This window comes from Flavobacterium sp., assembly GCF_035456085.1.
Classification (GTDB): Bacteria; Bacteroidota; Bacteroidia; order Flavobacteriales; family Flavobacteriaceae; genus Flavobacterium.
The window spans coordinates 1-24,325 of the sequence record NZ_DATIDY010000065.1; the positions used below are offsets into that span (position 1 = coordinate 1).

18 protein-coding genes are annotated in these 24,325 nt (G+C 34.9%); 9 read left to right on the forward strand and 9 right to left on the reverse strand.

What is annotated here, in order from left to right:
* Window positions 1-99: 99 nt before the first annotated feature.
* The gene (locus VLC96_RS05235; RefSeq protein ID WP_325261097.1) at window positions 100-855 is read right to left on the reverse strand and encodes a transporter; all 756 of its coding nucleotides are present in this window, start codon (window positions 853-855) and stop codon (window positions 100-102) included.
* Between the two features lie 94 nt (window positions 856-949).
* On the opposite strand from VLC96_RS05235, the gene VLC96_RS05240 reads away from it, so the two are divergent.
* The 3 genes from VLC96_RS05240 to VLC96_RS05250 all read left to right on the forward strand — a co-directional run bounded on the left by VLC96_RS05240 (window position 950) and on the right by VLC96_RS05250 (window position 4,896).
* Window positions 950-2,821 carry an Nramp family divalent metal transporter gene (locus VLC96_RS05240; protein ID WP_325261099.1) on the forward strand — a complete coding sequence of 624 codons (1,872 nt, stop codon included), beginning with the start codon at window positions 950-952 and terminating at the stop codon, window positions 2,819-2,821.
* A 91-nt stretch (window positions 2,822-2,912) separates the two neighbouring features.
* A complete protein-coding gene (locus VLC96_RS05245) occupies window positions 2,913-3,566 on the forward strand; it encodes a metal-dependent transcriptional regulator (RefSeq protein ID WP_325261101.1) in 654 nt (217 codons plus the stop codon).
* A 220-nt stretch (window positions 3,567-3,786) separates the two neighbouring features.
* Complete coding sequence (locus tag VLC96_RS05250) at window positions 3,787-4,896, forward strand: hypothetical protein (protein ID WP_325261103.1); 1,110 nt, start codon at window positions 3,787-3,789, stop codon at window positions 4,894-4,896.
* A gap of 278 nt (window positions 4,897-5,174) precedes the next feature.
* On the opposite strand, the gene VLC96_RS05255 is transcribed toward VLC96_RS05250, so the two are convergent.
* The 5 genes from VLC96_RS05255 to VLC96_RS05275 all read right to left on the reverse strand — a co-directional run bounded on the left by VLC96_RS05255 (window position 5,175) and on the right by VLC96_RS05275 (window position 9,081).
* On the reverse strand, window positions 5,175-5,678 hold the full coding sequence (locus tag VLC96_RS05255) for a YybH family protein (RefSeq protein WP_325261104.1): 504 nt from the start codon (window positions 5,676-5,678) through the stop codon (window positions 5,175-5,177).
* A gap of 185 nt (window positions 5,679-5,863) precedes the next feature.
* Window positions 5,864-5,986 carry a FeoB-associated Cys-rich membrane protein gene (locus VLC96_RS05260; RefSeq protein WP_325261106.1) on the reverse strand — a complete coding sequence of 41 codons (123 nt, stop codon included), beginning with the start codon at window positions 5,984-5,986 and terminating at the stop codon, window positions 5,864-5,866.
* A gap of 6 nt (window positions 5,987-5,992) precedes the next feature.
* Window positions 5,993-8,092: a ferrous iron transport protein B gene (gene feoB, locus VLC96_RS05265; protein WP_325261107.1), complete on the reverse strand. Its 2,100-nt coding sequence runs from the start codon at window positions 8,090-8,092 to the stop codon at window positions 5,993-5,995.
* Window positions 8,089-8,331: a FeoA family protein gene (locus VLC96_RS05270; protein ID WP_325261109.1), complete on the reverse strand. Its 243-nt coding sequence runs from the start codon at window positions 8,329-8,331 to the stop codon at window positions 8,089-8,091. Before VLC96_RS05270 ends, feoB begins: the two co-directional genes overlap by 4 nt.
* A gap of 72 nt (window positions 8,332-8,403) precedes the next feature.
* Window positions 8,404-9,081, reverse strand: coding sequence for an SCO family protein (locus tag VLC96_RS05275; protein WP_325261111.1), 678 nt, complete (start codon window positions 9,079-9,081; stop codon window positions 8,404-8,406).
* Window positions 9,082-9,272: 191 nt separating this feature from the next.
* Between VLC96_RS05275 and VLC96_RS05280 the strand changes: the two genes are divergently transcribed.
* Window positions 9,273-11,336 carry a M13 family metallopeptidase gene (locus VLC96_RS05280; RefSeq protein ID WP_325261112.1) on the forward strand — a complete coding sequence of 688 codons (2,064 nt, stop codon included), beginning with the start codon at window positions 9,273-9,275 and terminating at the stop codon, window positions 11,334-11,336.
* Between the two features lie 232 nt (window positions 11,337-11,568).
* Here VLC96_RS05280 and VLC96_RS05285 read toward each other — a convergent pair whose 3' ends face one another.
* The 3 genes from VLC96_RS05285 to VLC96_RS05295 are packed head-to-tail and all read right to left on the reverse strand — an operon-like array spanning window position 11,569 to window position 17,288.
* On the reverse strand, window positions 11,569-12,936 hold the full coding sequence (locus VLC96_RS05285; protein WP_325261113.1) for an efflux transporter outer membrane subunit: 1,368 nt from the start codon (window positions 12,934-12,936) through the stop codon (window positions 11,569-11,571).
* On the reverse strand, window positions 12,926-16,102 hold the full coding sequence (locus VLC96_RS05290) for an efflux RND transporter permease subunit (protein ID WP_325261114.1): 3,177 nt from the start codon (window positions 16,100-16,102) through the stop codon (window positions 12,926-12,928). The genes VLC96_RS05285 and VLC96_RS05290 overlap by 11 nt, the downstream gene beginning before the upstream one ends.
* A gap of 34 nt (window positions 16,103-16,136) precedes the next feature.
* Window positions 16,137-17,288: an efflux RND transporter periplasmic adaptor subunit gene (locus VLC96_RS05295; RefSeq protein WP_325261115.1), complete on the reverse strand. Its 1,152-nt coding sequence runs from the start codon at window positions 17,286-17,288 to the stop codon at window positions 16,137-16,139.
* Window positions 17,289-17,938: 650 nt separating this feature from the next.
* Here VLC96_RS05295 and VLC96_RS05300 point away from each other — a divergent pair.
* The 5 genes from VLC96_RS05300 (at window position 17,939) to trhO (ending at window position 24,184) form a co-directional block, all read left to right on the forward strand.
* Complete coding sequence (locus VLC96_RS05300) at window positions 17,939-18,910, forward strand: polyphosphate kinase 2 family protein (RefSeq protein WP_325261116.1); 972 nt, start codon at window positions 17,939-17,941, stop codon at window positions 18,908-18,910.
* A 23-nt stretch (window positions 18,911-18,933) separates the two neighbouring features.
* Window positions 18,934-20,622: a SulP family inorganic anion transporter gene (locus VLC96_RS05305; protein ID WP_325261118.1), complete on the forward strand. Its 1,689-nt coding sequence runs from the start codon at window positions 18,934-18,936 to the stop codon at window positions 20,620-20,622.
* 406 nt (window positions 20,623-21,028) lie between these two features.
* A complete protein-coding gene (locus tag VLC96_RS05310) occupies window positions 21,029-21,364 on the forward strand; it encodes a hypothetical protein (protein ID WP_325261120.1) in 336 nt (111 codons plus the stop codon).
* 520 nt (window positions 21,365-21,884) lie between these two features.
* Complete coding sequence (locus VLC96_RS05315; RefSeq protein WP_325261121.1) at window positions 21,885-22,151, forward strand: hypothetical protein; 267 nt, start codon at window positions 21,885-21,887, stop codon at window positions 22,149-22,151.
* Between the two features lie 677 nt (window positions 22,152-22,828).
* Window positions 22,829-24,184 (forward strand): oxygen-dependent tRNA uridine(34) hydroxylase TrhO, encoded by a 1,356-nt coding sequence (gene trhO / locus VLC96_RS05320; protein ID WP_325261122.1) that lies wholly within the window; start codon window positions 22,829-22,831, stop codon window positions 24,182-24,184.
* Window positions 24,185-24,325: the final 141 nt, after the last annotated feature.

The following is a 24,325-nucleotide window of genomic DNA, read 5'->3' on the forward strand; positions in this document are numbered from 1 at the left end:
GAAGTACAAAGTTACAAAGTTTAGTTACAACAATTTAATTTGAATTATAAAGTTTTGTTATTGTTTGATTGCTAAATCCTTACAGTTATGTCTGTTGTTTTATATTTTAAATCGAAACGAATATCCTAGAGCTACAAAATAGTCTGGGGAAGTTTCAGATAAACCAAAACCACCCGAAATGTCCAGTTGATGATTTGGGTTTAATAAATAATTCAATCCTGCATCGAACCGATGATCTGCTTTTTGAAGTTGAGGAATAAAACCATATAATTCGATATAACCATTTACTTTTTCAGAGAATTTAAATCCCGAAGTTATCGTGTAAATAAAAGTAGGCTCTGGAGTTATTCCGTCCCATTCGGCACCAAGATTATAGCCTAAAGACAGTTTATCGCTAAGTGTATGCTGCATTGTAAATCGAAATTCAGGAGCATAGTAATCTGTTTTAAAGTTTTTAGAAGCTAATTTGGGCAAACTTAAATGTGCAATAAATGATGTTAATGGAATAATTCCTTTTTCTTCAAAAAGGCGTGTTTTAAATCCAATCAAAACGGGAGCGATGCCAGTTATTTTCTGTTCATTATCATTCGCTATCATAAATTCAGTTATCAAGCGAAGTTCCAAATGATCATTAATTCCAAATTTAGTTAGCGTGGAAGGAATTACATATTCGTTCGAATGATTATCAGTTTTCTCATAAGAGAATCCATTTTCAAATTGAAAATAATTTTTGGGAACAATTGCTGGACTTTCTGTTTGATCTGGGCGGTCGGTCTCGATGCTTGGCAAATCTTGTGCAAAACAATTCCCGATTCCTGCTGTGAATAGTATTATGAATGTGCTGAAATATTTCATTTCTAATTTGTTATATTATTTTTAGACAAATCTAAAAATAATATTTTATTAATATAAATATATTTTTATATATTTGTTTTAAATATTTTTTACTATGAGTAATTCTCTTGAAGAAGTACACCAATCGGTTGCTACACAGAATAAAAAATCAGTTTTCAAAAGGCTATTTGCTTTTTTGGGTCCCGCATATTTAGTAAGTGTTGGTTATATGGATCCGGGCAACTGGGCTACAGATATTGCCGGTGGAAGCCAGTTTGGGTATGCGTTGCTATGGGTTTTGCTAATGAGCAATTTAATGGCATTGCTACTGCAAAGTCTGAGCGCTCGCCTGGGAATTGTAACACAGCGCGACTTGGCGCAAGCCTCAAGGGAAACGTATTCTAAATCGATTAATTATATTCTATATTTTCTTGCCGAAATTGCTATAGCGGCGTGTGATCTTGCCGAAGTTTTAGGAATGGCAATTGGTATCAATTTATTGTTTGGAATTCCATTGATTGAAGCTGTTATGATAACCGTTTTGGATACTTTTTTGTTGCTTTTTCTAATCAATAAAGGAATCCGAAAAATGGAAGCTTTCATCATTGCATTGGTAATGATTATTGGATTGTCATTCATTTTCGAAATGATATTTGCCCAACCAGAAATGGGCAAAGTACTTTATGGTTTGATTCCATCTTTGCCAAATGAATCAGCACTTTATATCGCGATAGGAATTATCGGAGCTACAGTTATGCCTCATAATTTATACCTCCATTCGTCTTTAGTACAAACGAGAAAATTCAGTCGCACAGATCAAGGAATCAAGCAAGCGATAAAGTACAATTTAATCGATTCAACTATCGCTTTAAATCTGGCTTTTTTGGTTAATGCAGCGATTTTGATTTTGGCCGCCGCCACCTTTTTCAAAAACGGAATGCACGAAGTTGCAGAAATCCAGGACGCTTATCGCTTTCTACAGCCTTTGCTAGGAACCAAATGGGCTTCTATTTTATTTGCTGTTGCTTTAATTGCAGCGGGACAAAGCTCGACAGTTACTGGAACATTGGCGGGTCAAATTGTAATGGAAGGTTATTTGAATTTAAGAATTCAGCCTTGGGTGCGCCGCATTCTTACCCGATTAATTGCAATTGTTCCTGCTGTAGTTGTAATTTTAATTTATGGAGAAAGTGTTACAGGAAAACTTTTGGTGTTTAGTCAAGTTGTTTTGAGTTTGCAATTGGGTTTTGCCATTATACCATTAATTCATTTTGTGAGTGATAAATCCAAAATGAAAGGGCATCACATTGGGACATTAACTCAAATTGCTGCTTGGTTAATAGCAACTATCATCGTTTCCTTGAATGCTAAATTAGTATATTCAGAAATACAGGGATGGCTGGAAACATCGAATAATCCAATTGTTCTATGGTTAACGGTTGTACCTTTGGCTATTGGGTTTTTAATATTGTTGCTTTATATCGTTATAAAACCTTTCGTTTCAAAAGCAAAATTAAATATCAATAATCATTCTCCACACGATATGCATTTGAAATTTACTGAAACGGCAATTTATGATAATAAAAATATCGCCATAACAGTCGATTTTTCGGTAGCCGATGAAAATGCTCTTAATCATGCCTTCAAAATTGGTGGCAAAGAAGCTAATTATACTTTAATTCATATTGTAGAATCAGTTGGAGCGATGTTTTATGGAAAACAAATTGACGATCACGAAACTACAATTGACGAGACTTTATTGTTGGAATACAAATCAATGCTAAAGGAAAAAGGATTTCATGTCGAAACAGTTTTAGGATTTGGAAGGCCTAATAGAGTGATTCCGAAATTAGTCAATAAAGGTAATTTTGATATACTAATTATGGGAACTCACGGACATGTAGGATTGAAAGATTTACTTTTTGGAACTACTGTTGACCGTTTGAGACATAAAATTGCAATACCTTTGCTGATTGTAAAAAAATAGTTCTAAGATACTGAGTTGCTAAGTTTCTAAGGTTTTTTGATATCCTTTAACTTAGAAACTTAGAATCTCAGAAACTTAGAAACTTAAAAAAATGACTTTCTCTGAAGAAAATTATCTAAAATCTATATATCACCTCACAATTAGTCTTGATGGTGAGATAAGTACCAATGCTATCGCCGAAATGATGGAAACAAAAGCTTCATCTGTAACGGATATGCTCAAAAAATTAGCTGAAAAAGATTTAGTCAATTATAAAAAATATCAAGGGGTTTCACTGACTGATAACGGAAAACTTGCCGCAAAGATGATTGTGCGAAAACATCGTTTGTGGGAAGTTTTTTTGGTCGAAAAACTAGATTTTTCGTGGGATGAAGTTCATGATATTGCAGAACAATTGGAACACATTAAATCGGAAAAGCTAATCAATAAACTAGATGATTTTCTTGGAAATCCTACTGAAGATCCGCACGGAGATCCAATTCCAGATGCTCACGGAAGAATTATTACAATTGAAAAACAATTAGTATCAGAATTACATGCAAATCAATCGGGAATTTGTGTTGGTGTAAAAGACAATTCTTCTGATTTTCTAAAATATTTGGACAAACAGCAAATTGGTTTAGGAACTAAAATAGATGTTGTTGCCAAAGAAATCTTTGATTTGTCGGTAAAGATTAAGGTCAATAACCAAGAATTGACGATATCAAATAAAATCGCGAGTAATTTATTTGTAAAAGTGGTTTAATCATCTCTTTTACTTCCATTTTATTATCCCAAACCCCACGCAATCCGTGGGGTTTGGTTTTAGGCACAGTTTTTGATTTATTAGCTATATAGATAAATCTTGAATAAGGAAGAATTTATAAGTTTTCTTTCCTATATTTGTGTAAATGCTGATTAACAGCTATTAAGATTCCTCTAATTTAACATATTTACTGAATTGTTTATTTTAAAATCAAACTGATATGAAAATGCGATTTTTAAAAATTTTAGTTATAATAATGAGTCTTTCTGGTGTAAGTGCTTTTGCCCAGACAGACGAATCTGCTGGTGAATTGGGTTTGCCAGGAGACAATTTGGATTTGTATGCTGTATTGGATCTTTTTCAAAAGTCCAAAACTATTGAAGACTTTGAGAAGTCATTAAATGACTCGAAAAATAAAATCAATAACTTGGATTTGAACGATGACAAAAAGGTTGATTTTATCAAAGTGGAGACCAAGAAAGATGGTGATGATTTTACCTTTATTCTTCGAGACCCAATAGATAAAAAAGAAACTCAGGACGTTGCCGTAATTTATGTTTCTAAAGACAAGAACAAAAAGATTTCGATGCAAATTGTTGGTGACAAGGACTTATATGGTAAGGATTATATTGTAGAACCAAGTAAGACCGGAAATGCAGGTGTAACTGCCAATCCAGGTTATACAGGTAGCAATCCGGTTACGGTTAATGTACCAGCCTCAACCACAACTGTGGTCGTTGAACAGGCTCCTATAGTACAATATGTGTACTCACCAGCTTATGTTCCTTATTATCCACCGTATTATTATGGATTTTATCCACCTTGGTTTGGATTTGCCACTGTTATGGCAGTAGGGATTTATCGTCACAATCATTACCATTATCATGGTGGCGGTTATGGATATCATAACACGAATGTTTATGTTAATCACCATAGTCATAATAATTATAATAATTTTAATAGAAACACCTCAAACAGAGTTTCGCATAATAATATAAATAATAGCAGAAATAATATAGGAAATAACAATAACCGAAATAATAATATCGGTAATAATCGAAACAATAATAATATCGGTAATAGTAACCGAAATATGGCATCAACGCGTGAGGCTGGTAGAAATAATTCATCTTCTAATAGACCTTCGGCTTCCACAAGCGATAGAAGTTCTAGCAATAGGTCATCATCAAGACCATCTACTTCCAATATGAGTTCCCGTTCAAGTGGTTCCAGTTTTGGAGGAGGAAGTTACCGTTCCGGCGGTGGCGGTGGCGGTTTTAGAGGCGGCGGTGGTGGAGGTTTTAGCGGCGGCGGCGGAAGAAGACGTTAAGCTAGCCTTTATTTGAAAAAATAGACCCTGATAAATGTTTTGTTTGTCAGGGTTTTTTATGGATAAAATTATTTAAAAGGCTTTCTGTCAAACGGAGTGATGATCATTGTAAAGATGCACATTGTAGAGATGCATTGTAGAGATGCACTGCAGTGCATCTCTACAAATACAAATACAATTTGAATATTTTTAGATTGTGTTTTGAAAAATAATATCAAATAAAAAAGGTTCCAAAATTTTGTTCTGGGACCCTTTTTTAGTAGTGATGATGCGTTCTATTAGTTTGGCAAATTCGAAGCGCTCATGTCTCTTAGGCTATAATATTTACCATCTTTTTTAATGAATAATGTCATGTAATTTCCTGAGTTTACAATAGTTTTTGTAGAGTCAGTTACTGTATAACTTCCTAATTCGACTACTTGTTCACCGCTTTTTGCAACAAACACCTCATTGGTTGTAAATGCAATTTTTCTGCCTTTTGTACCAGAATCAACACGGATTTTCAAATATTCTATTATGGCTTCTTTGCCTGTTATTGGTTGGCTGTTTTGCGGATAGGTTATTGCATCATCTGCAAAGTATCCTATTTGTTTCATTACGCCAGAATTATAAGTGTCAGCAAATTCAGTTTCTTTGGCTTGAATTTCTTCCTTGATTTTATTAATATCAATGGCTTCTGTTGTTGCTGTTGTTGCTGTTGTTGCGGGTTCTTCTTTTTTACAGGAAATCAATAATAACAATACACTCGATACAATTAATCCTTTACTAAACACTTTTTTCATAGGAATCTGATTTTAGAAATTAAGGGATTGAATATTAATGACATAAATTTAAGATAAAAAACTGAACAAAATATATTTGTTAACAGAATTTAGTTTTTTAATTGCAAAAAAAATTACCGCAGATTCAATGATTTTTAAACAACTATGAATCTTGCGGTAAAAATTATTTGATGCTGAGAAATCCGCTAACTGCAACCGCAGTCACCATTTCCACAGTCCTTCTTTGATTTTTTTTTGAAGAAAAACTTTCGAATCAAAAAAGCAACTGCGATTCCAAGTATACCAAAAGCGATTATTTCCTGAATCATAACTCTTTATTTTAGAATTTGAAAAGCAATTAACGCAACCACATAGGCTAATATACTCATGAAAGCTAATTGTGCAGCAGGCCATTTCCAGGAATTGGTTTCTTTTCTAGTTATTGCTAGCGTACTGGCACATTGCATTGCAAAAGCATAATACATCAACAAAGAAATGCCTGATGCAAAGTTGAAAATTTTTTCTCCTGTTACAGGATTTACTTCTTCGGCCATTTTACTTTTGATGGTAGATTCATTATCTGCGGCACCCACACTGTAAATGGTTGCCAAAGTTCCAACAAACACTTCTCTCGCTGCAAATGAGCTAATAATAGCAATACCAATTTTCCAGTCATAACCCAAAGGTGAAATAACAGGTTCGATACCTCTCCCCATCAAACCGATGTATGAATTTTCTAGTTTTTGTGAAGCAACAGCATTATTAAATTCGGTGGTCGTTAATGGATGTCCTTTGGAATTTTCTAATACTATTTTTTCAGCTTCTTTAAATTGTCTTCCTGGCCCATAAGAAGCCAAAAACCATAAAATAATTGATATTGCCAGAATGATTTTTCCAGCTCCAGAAACGAAAGCCTTTGTTTTTTCGATTACATTAATCGCAACGTTCTTGAACATTGGCAATTTATAATTCGGCATTTCTACTACAAAGAAAGTTTTGCCTTTTACATCCAAAATAAGATTCAGAATATAGGCAGAAAATATTGCCGTTCCAAAACCAATAACATACAAAAGCATTAAGGTTAATCCTTGCAAGTTTAAAATCCCAAAAACATAGGTATCAGGAATAACCAACCCAATGATAATGGCATAAACTGGTAATCGAGCAGAACAAGTTGTGAACGGAGTTACCAAAATAGTTATCAAGCGTTCTTTCCAGTTTTCTATATTTCTAGTTGCCATAATCGCCGGAATCGCACAGGCTGTCCCAGAAATTAAAGGCACAACACTCTTACCAGATAGTCCAAATCGGCGCATAATTTTGTCCATTAAAAAAACCACACGACTCATATAACCGCTTTCTTCAAGTATCGAAATGAATAAAAACAGAAAAGCAATTTGAGGTATAAATATCAAAATACCGCCAATTCCAGGTATTATTCCTTCCGAAATTAAATTAGTCAACATTCCTGTAGGCAAATGCTGGCTCGCTAATGTGCTTAAACTTGCAAAAGAACTATCTATAAAATCCATTGGAATTTTAGACCACTCAAAAATAGATTGAAAAATCACAAACAAAATCGCGAAGAAAATCAAATAACCCCATATTCTGTGAGTAAGGACTCGATCAAGTTTACTGCGGAAATCTTTGGCAACGCTAGAATCAACTTTTAATCCTTCTTTTAAAACATTATTGATAAACTGATATCTTTTGATAGTTTCTTTTTGCTGCAAACGTTTCAAATCTGAATGTGATTTAGTAAACGAGCTTCGGATTTCATTTCTTTCTAAATTCAAAAAGTTAACATCTTGCGTTATAACCAACCATAATTTATATAACAACTGATTTGGGAAAGCGTTACGAAGACTTTCGAAATAAGCTGGGTCAATTACCGAAGCATTCAAACAAGGTTCTGAAGAAATGGTTTTATAACTTACAATTAAGTTTTTCAATTCTTCAATTCCGTGTCCTTTTCTGGAACTAACCAAAGCTATTTTGGTTTTTAAATGTTCTTCCAGATAAGGAATATCAAGTGTAATCCCTTTTGATTCCATTCTATCAGCCATATTTATGACTAAAATAGTGGGAATTTCAAGGTCTTTAATTTGTGTATAAAGAAGTAAATTCCGTTTCAGATTTTCAACATCGGTTACAACCAATGCCACGTCTGGATACAAACGGTCATTTTTATTCAGCAAAAGCTCAATTACCACGCTTTCGTCAATAGAACTGGCGTTTAAACTATAAGTTCCCGGTAAATCGAGAATATTGGCTTTGACATTATTGGGCAATTTGCAAAAACCCATTTTTTTCTCCACAGTAATTCCGGGATAATTACCAACTTGCTGATTTAAACCCGTAAGTTGATTAAATACTGAAGTTTTCCCTACATTAGGATTTCCAATTAAAGCAACATTAATGTTTTTTAAACTCATTTTTCTGTATTTTTAATGAGTTCTACTTCAATAAGTTTGGCTGTTTCAATTCGAATGGCAAGATGTGAGCCATTAACGTTTAAATATAAAGGGTCACCAAACGGAGCTATTTGAAGTAATTCAACGTCATTTCCTGGCAAACATCCCATTTCTAGTAGTTTTAATGGGATTAAATCGATATCAAAGTCAAGAATGATGGCCTTTTGACCTTTTTTGAGAGAATGTATCGTTGTTTGCAAAACTTATTTAGATTGAATTAAGATTGCAAAAGTACATTTTTTATTTATAATTATGATTGATAATTATCAGATTTAGTCATTTTTTTCATTCTCACAAAGCCAATTAATATCATCAATTAATCGTTGAATTTCTTCCTTTTTTGTACCATCATAAAAACCACGAACTCTCTTCTTTTGATCGACTAAAACAAAATTTTCGGTATGAACCATGTCGTACAATTGTTCAGGTCTTCCCATTTTTACAGCCAAATATGATTTTCTGGCCATAGTGTAAATTTCTTTTTTGTCTCCGGTGACTAAATTCCACTTGCTATCAATAACACCATATTTTTTGGCATAAGCTTTTAATGCGGGAACACTATCTGTTTCTGGGAAAACGGTAAGAGAAAGTAATTTGACTTGTGGGTTGTTTTTGATTGCTTTTTGCACATCGACTAAATTGGTTGTCATTTTGGGACATATAGAACCACATGTAGTAAAGAAAAAATCGGCTACGTATACTTTTCCTTCGTAATCCTTTTGAGTAATCGTTTTTCCATTTTGATTTGTAAAGGCAAAGTCAGCGATAGTGTGGTATTTGCTAACGTATTGAACGGTACTGTCAACTAATTCTGGATTTACATCGGCAGGATTATAGATTGGTAATGTTTTACTTGGTTTTAATGCTGAATAAAATAAATATAAAGTAGTAATAGAAAAAAGCAAAACGACAATTGTGTAGGTTCGATACTTTTTAAAAAATGATTTCATGTGAAGTTATATATTTTTCTTTGGAAGCCTTAAAGCTATGACCACCACTTATATTCTTTTTAATTTGAAACAAAATTACAAAAGTAAACGTCTTCTACACTAATTTAACGCTAATGTTTAAAAACTAAAGAAAATTATCTTTTTTGTGAAAATATCAATATATTTGGATAGTAACTAAATCATTGTATATAATGAAAAAAACAAATGCCAAATATGGTTTTTTTGTGATTTCAACACTTTTGGGAATCACGGTAAGTCAAGCGCAGAACTCAACCATTCAAAAAGAACCTGGAATTAATCTTTCCTATATGGATTCAAAGATTAAGCCATCAGAGAACTTTTTCCAATTTGTAAATGGAACTTGGTTAGGAAAAACCGAAATTCCAAGTGACAGAACAACTTGGGGTTCTTTTAATGAACTTCGTAAAAAAACTGACGAGGATGCATTGGCAATTTTGAATGAAGCTTCTAAAAATCCGAAATATAAATCGAATACTGATCAAGGGAAAGTAATCGGTCTTTATAAATCAATTCTCGATACTGTTGCCAGAAATAAACAGGGAATTGCGCCATTAAAACCTTATTTAGCAAAAATAGATAAAGTGAAAAATGTTGATGATTTGCAAAAATTATTGATCGAAATGGAACCAATTGGCGGAATTGGATTTTTTGGAATTTATGTAGGAGCAGATAAAAAAGACAGCAACAAAAACATAGTGAATCTTGGTTTGGGAGCTTTGGGATTGCCAGACAGAGATTATTATGTTTCTGATGATAAAGATTCCAAAGAGAAAAGAGAAAAATATGTACTGCACGTTGCCCGAATGCTTCAGTTCATTGGTGAAAATCCAAAACAGGCAAGCGAAAGTGCAAATAAGATCTTGGCATTAGAAACCGCAATGTCAAAACCTAGATTGGACAGAGTGGAAAGAAGAGATGCCAGATTGCAAAATAATCCGACAAACATTGCTGATTTGCAGAAAATGGTACCAGCCATTAACTGGAAAAATTACTTTGAAGGTATTGGAATCAAGAATTTGGACAATTTAAATGTCGCTCAGCCACGTTATATGAAAGCCCTACAAACTATTTTTGAAGAAAACAAAGTAGAAGACTGGAAAGAATATATGAAATGGACATTGTTGAATGATTCAGATAATTTGTTATCTACACAAATTGAAGCAGTAGCTTTTGACTTTTATGGAAAAACCTTAACAGGTACAACAAAACAAAGACCTATTGACGAAAGAGCCTTATCGGTCGTAAATGGCGCTACTGGTGAAGCTTTAGGAAAATTATATGTAGAAAAATTATTTCCAGCTGAAGCGAAAGTAAAAGCGGAAAAAATGATCAAAAATATAGTTAGAGCTTACGAAATCAGAATTAATAATTTGCCTTGGATGTCGGCTGAAACAAAAGTTAAGGCGATTGAAAAACTAAACAAAATTTCTATAAAAGTTGGATATCCAGACAAATGGAAGGACTATTCGAAACTAGTACTAAAAAGTCCATCTGAAGGAGGTAGTTATTTTGAAAATGAAAAAAATATTGCACTTTGGAATCACCAAAAAGATATTGAAGATTTATCAAAACCAGTGGATAAAACCCAATGGCATATGTCTCCGCAAACAGTTAATGCATACTACAATCCATCTTTTAATGAAATTGTGTTTCCAGCAGCAATTTTGCAACCACCATTTTATAACTATCAAGCAGATGAAGCAGTAAACTACGGCGGCATCGGAGCAGTGATTGGACACGAAATCTCTCATGGATTTGACGATTCAGGAGCGCGTTTCAATGCTGATGGAAATTTAGTAGATTGGTGGACTGCCGAAGATTTAAAACAATTTACCGCATTAGGAACAGCACTAGCCAATCAATACAGCGCTCTTGAACCTTTGCCAGGAATTCATGTTGATGGTAAATTTACACTTGGTGAAAATATCGGAGACTTGGGTGGAGTAAATGCGGCTTATGATGGATTGCAATTGTACTTGAAAGAAAATGGAAGACCTGCTCTAATTGACGGGTTCACTCCAGAACAACGTTTCTTTATTTCGTGGGGAACTGTTTGGCGTACCAAAATGCGAGATGAAGCAATCAAAAGTCTTGTAAAAACTGATCCACATTCACCAGGAATGTACAGAGGATATGTACCATTGCAAAACGTTGATGCTTTTTATGATGCGTTTTCTATAAAACCTGGTGATGCTATGTACGTTGAGCCTGCAAATAGAGTAAAAATCTGGTAGCTATCAATAGATTCTAATATCAATAAAAACCCATCAGACTTTGAAACCTGATGGGTTTTTAGTTTTTTATTTATGCTGAAAATAGCTGTCCAAATTGATTTTAATTTCAGCGCCTTTAGCTTTGATAATGACAAAATAAAGTACTCGAAATAAACATTTGAAATGTGATTACTATAAACGAGAAATCCGCTCAAATCTTGAACGGATTTCTTGTTTTATACAATAAAAAGAATTAATTCCAGCCTCCACCTAAAGCTCTGTACAATAGAATTGTAGAACTTAATTGGTTTTGTGTTAACTCAGAAAGACTTAATTCGGCATCAAATAGAGAACGTTCAATTTCAAGAACCTCTAAAAAAGAAACATAACCATTATAATATCTTGCTTGAGATAATTCTAAATTTTTTCTTGCGGCAATTACTTGTTTGTTTCTTGCTATTAACTCTTCTTTGTAGGTTCTTACATTTTGCAAAGATTGTTCCACTTCGGCAACAGCGACAATACATGTTTTTTGATAATTCAATCGAGATTCCTCAGCAATTTGGCGATAAATCTCAACGCGGCGTCTATTTTTCCCAAAGTTAAAAATAGGACCGGTAACTGATGCAGTGGCATTTTGTAAATAAGAAGAGCCATCAAATAAAGTACTCAATTCGTTGCTGGCAAAACCAGCTATAGCACCTATATTGAATGAAGGAAAACGCATCGCCTGCGCAACACCGATTCTCTCATTGGCGGCCATATACAATCTTTCAGCTTCATTCACGTCTGGTCTGTTACGTAACAGAATAGATGGAATTGAAACGGGTAACTCATTGGCAATCTCAAGTTCCATATTGGTTTTTCCGCGTGGGATAGGAGCGGGAGCCTGACCAAGCAATATTGAGATGTTATTTTCAACTTGTGTTATTTGACGTTGAATAGCAGGAATTGTCGCTTCAGCAATTGCAACCTGTTGTTCAATTTGTAGTTTATCTACTTCAGAAACATAGCCACCTTGAAATCTTTGATTAATAAGGTCAAATGCTTTTTTTCGGGACTCATAGGTATTTTGTGAAATCACTAAACGATTATCTAAATCACGAAGCTGAAAATAGGAAACTGCAATATCACTTACTAAATTAGAAAGGATTACTTTGCGTCCCTCATCACTAGCTATTAATTCATCTTGAAGGGCTCTGTTTTCATGACGAATTTTGCCCCAAAAGTCCAATTCCCATGAAAGCGAAGCAGATGCATTAGAGGGCACGAAAGCTTTTTTATTACTATTTACGGAAGCATTATAACCTACCGCAGGCAATAAATCAGCTTTAGAATATCCTAGTTCTGCTCTGGATCTTTCTATTCGGGCTAGTGCAATTCTTAAGTCATAATTATTTTCCAGTCCTGTAGTAATTAAGTTTTTTAAAACATCATCATTAAAAAGATCAAACCATTTGATATTAACTACAGAAGCCAAAGTATCTGGATTTACCACTCCGTGTTGAAAGTTAGCAGCAGCTTGATCTTCTGGTTTTGTATATTTCGGTCCTACCAAACAACCTGCAGGAAGTATTGCAAGAGTAAGAATAATTATTATTATTTTACATTTATTCATCATGTTGCGTAGTTTTTGAATCCATATTATTTTCAATTGCTACCACTTCTTCATTCTTTTTTTTGCCGATGTTTTCAATCATTACAAATAAACCCGGCACAATTAAAACCCCAAGAACTGTAGCTATTAACATTCCGCTGAATACCGCCATTCCCATAACGATACGGGCTTGAGAACCTGCACCAGTTGCAGTAAGCAACGGAACAACACCAAGTATGAAGGCAAAAGCTGTCATTAAGATTGGACGGAAACGAAGTTTTGCTGCTACCATTGCTGATTCGTACAGTGGTTTTCCTTTTTCGTATTCTTCTTTGGCAAATTCTACAATCAAAATGGCATTTTTTGCAACGAGTCCAATCAGTAATACGAGTCCAATTTGGGCAAAAACGTTATTCACATACGCATCGCTACCTAAACGTGCCAAAAACAATCCTAAAAAGGCTCCAAATACAGCAAAAGGTGCTCCAAGTAATACACTAAAAGGAAGTTTCCAACTTTCGTATTGTGCAGCAAGAATTAAAAACACAAAAACTAAGGCCATTAAAAACACCGTTCCTCCTCCTGGTGAATGTTTCTCCTGATAAGACAAGTTGATATAATCATAACTCATATCAGCAGGTAAAGTTTCTTTGGCAACTTGTTCTAAAGCATCCAAAGCTTGCGCGCTACTGTAGCCGTCATTTGGACTTCCACCAATTTCTGCTGATCTAAATAAATTTAAACGATTGGTAAAATCTGGTCCAGCAACTTTGGTCGCTGTAACTAAAGTCGACACCGGTAACATTTCGCCAGCATTATTTCTAACGTAAATGTTATTTAAATTGGTAGGACTCAATCGGTCTACTGCTTCTCCTTGTAAATACACTTTATATTGACGACCAAAACGGTTAAAGTCATTTACATAACTTCCTCCTAAAAATGCTCCCAATACTTCAGTAACTTTCGAAACAGGAACTCCTAATTTCATTGCTTTTTCATTATCAATGTCAAGCTTGATTTGCGGTGTACCGGCATTGAAAGTGGTATAAATTCTTTTTATCTCAGGACGTTTTTGAGCAGCTGCAATAAATGCTTGAGTTTGTTGTGCTAAATATTGAGCCGAATTTCCTCCTCTATCTTGTAACATCAAACTAAAACCAGCCGAAGCTCCCAAACCTTGAATCGCAGGCGGTCCAAAGGCAAAAGCAGTAGCATTTGTAATTTGTGTAGCTAATCTTTTATTCAATCTATCTACCAGTTGTTTTGCTGTTTCATGTCTTTCTTCCCAAGGTTTTAATGAAATGAAAATGAAAGCATTATTTGGTTGGTAAGAGTTTGTAAGCATACTAAATCCATTGATGGTAGAATACGACAAAATGGATTCTTCTTCTTTTAAGAAACTATCTACTTTCTTCGAAATTTCATCAGTTCGTTGCAATGAAGATGCCGGAGGTAACTGAATATTTATCAGTATATATCCCTGATCCTCTTCGGGAATAAAACCTGGTGGAATTCCTTTTCCTAAAAATACAACTGCAACTAAAATTACAACCAATAAAACAACAATACGCATTGCTTTTTTAGCAAAAAAGGTAGCTCCATGTAAATACTTATCTGTTACTTTCTCAAAGATGTTATTGAACCCCACAAAGAATTTGGCAAGCCAGCCTTTCTGTTGATCTAGAGGTTTTGATGGTTTTAGCAACATAGCACATAACGCGGGACTTAATGACAATGCACTAAATGCCGAGAAGGCAACCGAGACGGCAATCGTGATAGCAAATTGTTGGTAAAAACGACCTGTAATACCTGGTGTCATCGCAACCGGTACAAATACTGCAATCAAAATAAGCGCAATTGCAATTACTGGTCCCGAAACCTCACGCATCGCCTGAACTGTGGCTTCTCGTGGCGTTTTTCCATGTTCAATATGATGCATTACTGCTTCTACAACCACAATCGCATCATCCACAACAATACCAATTGCAAGTACTAAACCTAATAACGATAAAGTGTTGATAGAAAATCCTAACATTGGGAAAACCGCAATGGTTCCAATCAATGAAACGGGTACTGTAATAAGCGGAATTAATGTCGCTCTCCAATTTTGAAGGAAAATAAATACTACTAGAATAACCAATAATACAGCTTCAAATAAGGTGTGAACAATATCATCTACACCTGCAGTAATAGCAAGTGTAGTGTCTAACGATTCCTGATAAACAATGTCTTTCGGGAATTTTTCAGACATTTTTTTCATAGCCGCTTTTGCCAATTGTGCAACTTCCAAAGCGTTACTTCCTGGCATTTGGAATACTGTAATTGCTGCAGCAGGACTTCCATTTCTGCGGGCATTTGAACTATAATTTTCAGTACCTAATTCGATTCTTGCGATATCACTTAAAAGTACTTCGGATCCATCTGTTTTACTTTTTACAACAATTTTACCAAACTCACTCTCGGTAACCAAACGATCTTGTAAAGTAACTCCATAAGTGAAATGTGTTCCCTGTGGAGCTGGTTCGGCACCAAATTTTCCACCGGGACTAATCATGTTTTGTGCGTTCAAGGCATTTTTGACATCATCAACAGTAATGCCTAATTTGCTCATTAAATCAGCCTTCAACCAAATTCTCATAGAATAATCACTACCACCAAAAAGCGAAACTTCCCCAACTCCTTTGATACGGGCTAATTGGTCAACAATGTTGATATTGGCATAATTATTTAAAAATTTAGTATCATACTTCGGATTGTTGGACGTAAGGGTAAATAACATCATTGGGAATGACAATGATTTTTTTACCACAACCCCTTGTTGTTTCACACTCGAGGGCATAAAAGGAGCTGATTGTGCCTGACGGTTTTGGGTAAGCATATTGGCATTATCCAAATTGGTTCCTACGTCAAATGTTACCTCAATGGTACAAGCCCCATCAGAAGTATTAGTTGATTTAATGTAAAGCATTTGCTCAACTCCATTTACTTTTTGTTCAATTGGAGTTGCTACCGCTTGCTCAACATTTAGAGCATTTGCTCCTGTAAAAGTTGTTGTGATTTTTACAACGGGCGGATTAATATCTGGATATTGCGATATCGGTGTTTTTTGTAATGCAAGTAATCCCAATATCACGGTAATGATACTAATTACAATTGCTACAATTGGTCTTCGAACAAAAAATTCTCCCATAAAAAATGTTTCTAAATTAATTATTTAGTTCTGACTAATTTTCTGCTTTGCCTGGTGTCCAGTCTGTAATTTTGGGAGTTATTACACTTCCGCTTTTTAATAAGGAGGTGCCCCCCATTGCTACTTTGTCATTAGCTGTTAATCCATCAGTAACTATGTAAGAATCTTTGTATGATGGTCCGACTTGAATTATTTTCAAATCTACTTTATTAGCATTGTCAACTACAAATACTTGAAAAACACCTTGCATTTCTATTACAGAACGTTGAGGTATAAGTAATGCATTTTTGCGGACATCTGTAACCACTTTGGCTTTCACAAATTGTCCCGGACGCAATAATCTGTTTGGATTTGAAAACGCTGCCTCAAATGTTACAGCTCCTGTCGTTGGGTCTATTTGTCTGTCAGTAAAACTGATTTTACCTGTTTCTGGATAGACAGAACCATCTGATAATATTAATGAGACTGATTTTCCAGCGCCTACTAAATCTGAATCTTTCTTAGTGATTTCTCTGAAAATACGTAGATATTCCTGCTCACTCATTGTAAAACGAACTCTTACATCTCCTAAATCTGATATTGTATTTAAAACTGTAGTTGCACCTGGTCTCACATAATCTCCAACTCTTACTTTTGATATTCCTATCAATCCTGTGATTGGAGCTGTGATTCTGCAATAGCCTAATTCTATTCTTGCGTTTGTTAAAGTTCCTTTTGCCGCTTTTAATGAAGCTACTGAGGCATTATAAGCTGATTTTGCAGCTATTAATTCTCTTTGACTTACCGCATTCATTTTGGCCAATGGCACCATCATGTTATAATCTGATTTGGTTTTTGCCATTGTTGCTTCTACTTCAGATAGTGCTCCTTCTGCCTCATGTAATTTGGCTTGGTAAGGTAATGGATCGATCGTATATAGCAATTCTCCTTTTTTTACAACACTGCCTTCTTTAAAATTTAGACTTTCAACTACGCCATCGACCCTTGGGTTTATCTGGATGTCTGATTGGCCAAAAGTTTGTCCAGTAAATTCAGATTCGAGTCTGACATCTTGCTGTGCTACTTTTACAACTGGAATTTCTAAGGGCTTCGCTTCTGGGGCAACCTCTTTTTTACAGGAAGTAAAAAAACTGGTGAAAACAACTAAAACAAAAAATAAATTTTTATTCTTTTTAAATCCATTCATAAAATTAATTTTAATATTAATAGCTACAAAAAAATTGAGTATAAACCTTTTACCTTGCCTAAATTACAAAAATGGTATGAATAATTTCTAAATAATTACTAAAAAGATGCATATTTTGTTTTTTCAAAATTTGGCTTAATTAAAAATTTTATAATTCTTAAAATCCTCTGTTTCATTTGGATATTTAAAAGACAGGAATATTCTTAAACATTCAAGTTTTGCAAAAGATAAAGCAAGAATTTCAGCATTTGATCTGAAAAGGAAAAAGCAAAGAATACCCCCAAAGTGTATTCTAAAATCGTTTCAAAATAAACTGCTGCATAGTAGACCAAACCAAAATATTCGGGCACTTAATTTTAGGTAAAAACTTCATCTTTTACTAGTTTGATCTTGCTTTTTAAGATTTCCTAGTCATTTGAGGGCTTTGAAACTGACAATCTAAAAAGGTAAAATTAAATCTCTGAGAGCATTATTTGGATTTTAAAAAGTATGTCATAAATCGCTCATTATTAAACACATTCTTCCAAAAAAAATAACGTTTTTTTTATATGTAATCCTTGCAAATGATTTTTTCACTAAATTAGTTAATCAAATTTCTTAAAAGAAAGTCGTAATCATAATCATTTCCATTAACACTAAATTCAGAAATTATGTCAAAATCCAACAAGAAAGAACAGAATGACTTAGAGGAAAACCAAATCGACTTAAATTCTTTAAGCAAAAAGGAATTAATTCAAAAAGCTAAAAAATTTTCGAAACAATATAATGTTGGCGATGGTGCTGGTTTTAAGCTGAAGGATTATGAAACTAAAGCCAGTTTTAATTTAGGTGGTGAAGGAAAAATATTCGTGGACCAAACATTGCAACTTGGTGTTAAGGCCTTGGCAACAATGCAGGATATACTCTATGCACAAGATAAATGGTCGGTTCTTCTTATTTTTCAGGCGATGGACGCAGCTGGAAAAGATGGCGCAATCAAGCATGTTATGTCTGGTGTAAATCCACAAGGATGCCAGGTTTTCTCTTTCAAAGCTCCAAGTTCTGAGGATTTAGATCATGATTTTTTATGGCGTTGCCAAAAACATTTGCCTGAACGTGGACGCATAGGCATTTTTAATCGTTCATATTATGAAGAGGTTTTGGTCGTTCGCGTACATGAGCAAATTCTAAAAAGCCAGAAACTCCCGGAAAAATTATTTACTAAAGATATTTGGGAAGACCGATTTGAAGACATTCGAAATTTCGAAAAATATTTGCATCGAAATGGAACTATCGTTATTAAATTCTTCCTTAATGTTTCCAAAAATGAGCAGAAAAAGCGTTTTATAGAACGCGTAGATAATCCAGACAAAAACTGGAAATTCAGTGCCTCTGATGCCAAAGAGAGAGCATATTGGGATGATTATATGCATGCTTACGAAGAATTGATAAAAAACACTTCGACCAAGAAAAATCCTTGGTATGTAATTCCTGCTGATAATAAATCGTATGCGCGTATCGCAATCGCTTCTGCAATCATTACAGCTATGGAAGAATTGGAATTAGAATATCCAAAAGTAAGTGAAGCAAAAATAGTCGAATTGCAAGAAGTAAAAAGAGCCTTATTAAACGAGGAAGATTAAATCCCCAAATAGTATCTTAAATTATGATCTCAAAATTATTCCCAATTACATTTTGGATTAAAGATTACAATACTGGAATTTTAAAAAAAGATTTTATCGCTGGAATAACACTAGCGGCTTATGGCATTCCAGTGTCAATGGCGTATGCTACTTTAGCGGGACTTCCTCCACAGTGTGGGATTTACGGATATTTGGTTGGCGGTTTGTTTTATGCTATTTTGGGAACAAGTAAACAATTAGCCATTGGGCCGACATCGGCAATATCCTTATTAATTGGTACTTCAATTTCCGAAATGGCTCATGGTGATGTACAGCGTTGGGCTGATATTGCATCGCTTATAGGTTTAGTATTTTCAGGCCTAGCCATTCTGGCTTATTTATTGAGGTTGAGTGGAATTATCAATTTTATTAGTGAGACTGTTTTGGTTGGTTTCAAGGCGGGAGCGGCAATAACCATTGGTCTGACACAATTACCCAAACTTTTTGGTGTAAAAGGTGGAGGCGAAAACTTTATAGACCGAATTGTTACTCTCTTTCAGCAATTGCCAGACACTAATATCTCTGTTTTTATTTTTGGAGTTAGTGCGATTATCATTCTAATTGTCGCCGAAAAAAAACTTCCCGGAAGACCTATTGCAATACTAGTGGTAATTTTGTCTATTATACTCATTTCGACAACACATCTGGCTTATCATGGATTTTCGACAGTTGGTGTAATTCCGACAGGGTTGCCGGAGTTTCATCTACCAACATTGGGTATAAAAGATGTTGATGGCGTGCTTCCTTTGGCTTTGGCTTGTTTTTTATTGTCGTATATCGAAAGTGTTTCGGCTGGAAGAACATTGGCACAAAAAAATGGATATACTATAAATCCACAACAGGAATTATTAGCGTTGGGAATCGCTAATGCCGCTGTGGCTTTGGGGAAAGGTTATCCTGTTGCCGGAGGATTATCACAATCTGCAGTAAACGATACAGCGGGGGCAAAAACTCCTCTGTCGTTAGTGTTTGCTTCGGGTACAATCGCTTTTTGTCTGTTGTTTTTAACAGGCTTTCTTCAAAGTTTGCCAACAGTAATTTTGGCTTCGATTGTGTTGGTATCCATTAGAGGACTTTTTGATTTGGACGAAATCAATCATCTTTATAAAATTGATAAACAGGAATTTTCTGTTGCAATGGTTGCACTCGTCGGTGTACTCATCTGGGGAATACTAACAGGCGTGTTGCTTGCTGCAATAGTAACTTTATTGTTGTTGATCAAAGAAACGTCTAAACCTACTGTTGCCTTTTTGGGCAGAATTCCAGGAACTAAGCGTTATACAGATTTACAGCGCCATCCCGACAACGAAAGTATTAAGGGGGTATTGATTGTTAGAATTGAATCGTCCATATTTTATTTTAATACCGAATACATCAAAGAGCAAATCTGGGAAAAAATCAATAGCGAGTCCGATAAAGTCAAAGCGGTAATTTTGGATCTCAATTCCTCTCCACGTATTGATATTGCAGGAGCTCGCTTTTTAAAACAATTGGTTTTGGACTTAAAAGCCAAAAACATTTCGCTTAAAATTGCCGAAGCCCGCTCTGAAGTTCGCGATACCTTGCGTGCTGAAAATCTGGAAGCGCTTTTGGGACATATTAGTAGATCAACTTCTGTGGATGATTTAGTGGTTAGTGCTGTCAAAAATAATTTGGAGGTGCCACCAAAATAACTCCTGCCATCATCGAATTGGATTAAGGGAAAAATGGTAAATTCAATGACAATGGGAAAATTCAACCAAATGATAAGCTGATTAAATGATCCTTCCATATACTTCCACAAAATTCATCTCGAAAGCTGGAATAGTTTCGTAATCTTATTCTAATAAATTACTAGAAATGAGATTTGGACAGACTCAAAGAATAAAAATATAGCAGTGTTTGATGGCTGTACTAACGGCAATCCCTATCGAGCACAGAATATGAACAAAAACTGTTTTAATTAATTATATTTTAAGTTTTATTTCTTAATTTAGTTTAAGTAATATAAGTAGTGATACGTTTCGAAAAAACAAGCCATCATAACATAAACTTTACGCATAATTAGTCTTTTCGCTTTTGAACATTAAATATTTTAAGATGAGACTTGCTATAATTTTTGCGGTTTTCTTTTGCAGTCATTTGGCATATAGTCAGGAAATCGAACAGCGGGAAATCGGTAAGACCATTGACAAATTTTTAAAATATCTGTCCTTCTCTGATACGTCATTAGTCCGTCTCGATAGTCTTAGTATAGTCTTTGTTCCTGAAGGCAAGCTTACTGCAAACTTTGGCAAGAAGCCTTTTTCTTATACGGTACAGCAATACGTAGAAAGTATTCGAAGTAGTATTCGTTCCGGCCAACTTTTAAGTTCAAACGAGAGAGAGCTTGCAAGGAAAGTTGACATTTTTTGGCAAAATTGCGCATGTCCTTAGCACCTATGAATTAACGATAGAGGGAAAAGATGGAAAAGTTATTAGACGAGGCATCAACTCCATCCAATTGATAAAGCAAGATGGAAAGTGGTTAATTTTGTCTTTGGTCTGGGATAGAGAAAGCGAAACCTTAAAATTGCCTCCGAAGTACCTGTCTAATTAAACTACTGAATTTGGGACAGTTTGACGTCAATGTTGCACGATAGGGCGCCATCAAATAAATCGATTAACACAGCAGTCGAATCGAGACAATTAAAAATCAGCTTTGGTTTTTAACTCAAAAATATTGTAAAGGACAGTGCTTTTAAAAAACATGCAATAAATTTAAACTTGAATTGGGTAGACATTTGTGACTTTTAATAAACTTTTGAAATGCTATAACCATAATAATTACTACAACAATTTTGGCGATAAACCTTAGTTTTGTGATTATGAGAATTCGGTTGAATCAAAAAAAATTAGAATTTAGTTTCAAGCACAGATTCGCAAGATACACTATGAACCCTCTATTGACAATGTTATGAAAAAAATAGTCGTACTTTTATTAATAGTATCAGTGATTGAATCCAAAGCCCAAAGCGCTACAGAACAGCACAATGTTGTTGCGAAAGTTTTTCAGGCTTTATCGGAAAGGAATGAAGCTAATTTGCGATCACTTTGCACCGAAGACATTATAATTGTTGAAGATGCGAAATTGTGGAATATCGATTCGTTGACCTTATCTTTAAAAAAACAGTGCCAAAAGATTACAAACGTATCAACTCCTTTAAGTTTATCAAAGATGTGAGTAATAAGGACATTACCTGCATTACCTATGAAAATCAAGCGGACATTACGGGCAACGGGAAACAATATGTAATTGTATGGATGGAAACCGCAATTTTAATAAGAGAAAATAAAAAATGGAAGCTGAAAATTTTGCATTCAACCACGAAAGAAAGACGTAAAATTTAAACAGATTATAACCCATGGGATGAGGGATCTTCAAGTACAATTCCTCAATCACTTCACCTACACATTATCTGATCTATAATTCTTCAGTAGGTCGACAATTATGCTAATTACAAAGTAGAAAATTTGTCTCTGTTTGAGGAATACTAATTGAGATTCCTCCTTCGTCGGAATGACAAAATTGAGTTGAAAGTTTTTTTATTACGCAAATTGAGGAATTTTCTTTTGAAAAACTAAACCTGTACACTAGCCCCGATAGAAGTGAAAATCCTTGTTGGCTGGGGTTCAGCCAACAAGATTGCAACGGATAGCGGGACCAATCTTTCCTGAAAATTCCTAATCTTTCTGCTCCAAAAAATTAATATTCCCCACATTCAAAACCCCACAAATCACAATATTCCGCTAATTCCAGTTTGAAAACCGCAAAAGTTCACTAATTTTGCGCCCGATTTCGAATACGTTATTAAAAACAGAAATCAACACATATTTTTCTCAACTTAAACTGTTTATAGCATGCAACTGTACAACACCTTAAGCGCAGAAGAAAGAGCCATCATGATTGATGATGCCGGTAAACAACGACTTACGTTGTCTTTCTATGCGTATGCCAAAATTCAAGATCCCAAAAAATTTCGCGACGATTTATTTTTAGCCTTGAACGCACTCGATGCCTTGGGCAGAATCTATGTTGCCCACGAGGGAATCAACGCCCAAATGAGTATTCCTGAGGAAAATTTGGAAGCTTTTAGAGCGACTCTGGAAGTGTATGATTTTATGAAAGGCATCCGCCTAAATGAAGCGGTAGAGCATGATGATCATTCGTTTTTGAAATTGACTATCAAAGTTCGCCACAAAATCGTTGCTGACGGTTTGAACGACGACACTTTTGATGTAACTAATATTGGCGTTCACTTGAAAGCCAAGGAATTCAATGAAATTCTGGACGACCCAAACACGATTGTAGTTGATTTTAGAAATCACTACGAAAGTGAAGTGGGGCATTTTAAAGGTGCGATTACTCCTGATGTGGAAACTTTTAGAGAGAGTTTGCCAATCATCAACGAACAGCTTCAAAACCATAAAGAAGACAAAAATCTGGTAATGTACTGCACCGGAGGAATCCGTTGCGAGAAAGCAAGTGCTTACTTTAAGCATCAAGGTTTTAAAAACGTTTTTCAATTGGAAGGCGGAATCATTAATTATGCCAAACAAATTGAAGCCGAAGGTCTGGAAAGCAAGTTCATTGGGAAAAACTTTGTGTTTGACAACCGCCTTGGCGAAAGAATTACCGATGATATTATTTCGCAATGTCACCAATGCGGAAAACCTTGCGACAACCACACCAATTGCGAAAACGACGGCTGTCATTTGTTGTTTATCCAATGTGATGAATGCAAAGCCGCGATGGAAAACTGTTGTTCTACAGAATGTCTTGATATTATTCACCTGCCTTTGGTTGACCAAGTTCGATTGAGAACCGGGAAACAAGTTGGAAACAAAGTTTTCAGAAAAGGAAAATCCGAAAATCTGAAATTCAAACATTCAGGTGACTTGAGTGTAAACGAACAAGTGAAGCAAAAACCTTCCGATATTCGTCAGAAAGTAAAAGTTAAGAAAGTGCTTCTTGGCAAAGCAGAACATTATTATGTGAAAGCGCAAATTGGACAATTTACTTTAGAAAATCACGAATTGAACGCTGGCGACAAAATTTTAATCTCCGGACCAACTACCGGAAATCAGGAACTGGTTTTGGATAAAATAATCGTTAACGGAGCCGAAACTGCAACTGCAAAGATTGGCGATAAAGTTACTTTTGAAGTTCCTTTCAGAATTAGATTATCGGATAAAATTTATAAAATTATCGAATAAATTAAACACCGCTTTTTTTTAAAATTATTACGCAGAGTCACACGGAGACTTCACAGAGATACGCAGAGAGAAAAATTCTATGAGAAATAAAAGACTGAGCCACACGAGAATTCGTTGAGAGAAAAAATCTCTGCGAGTCTT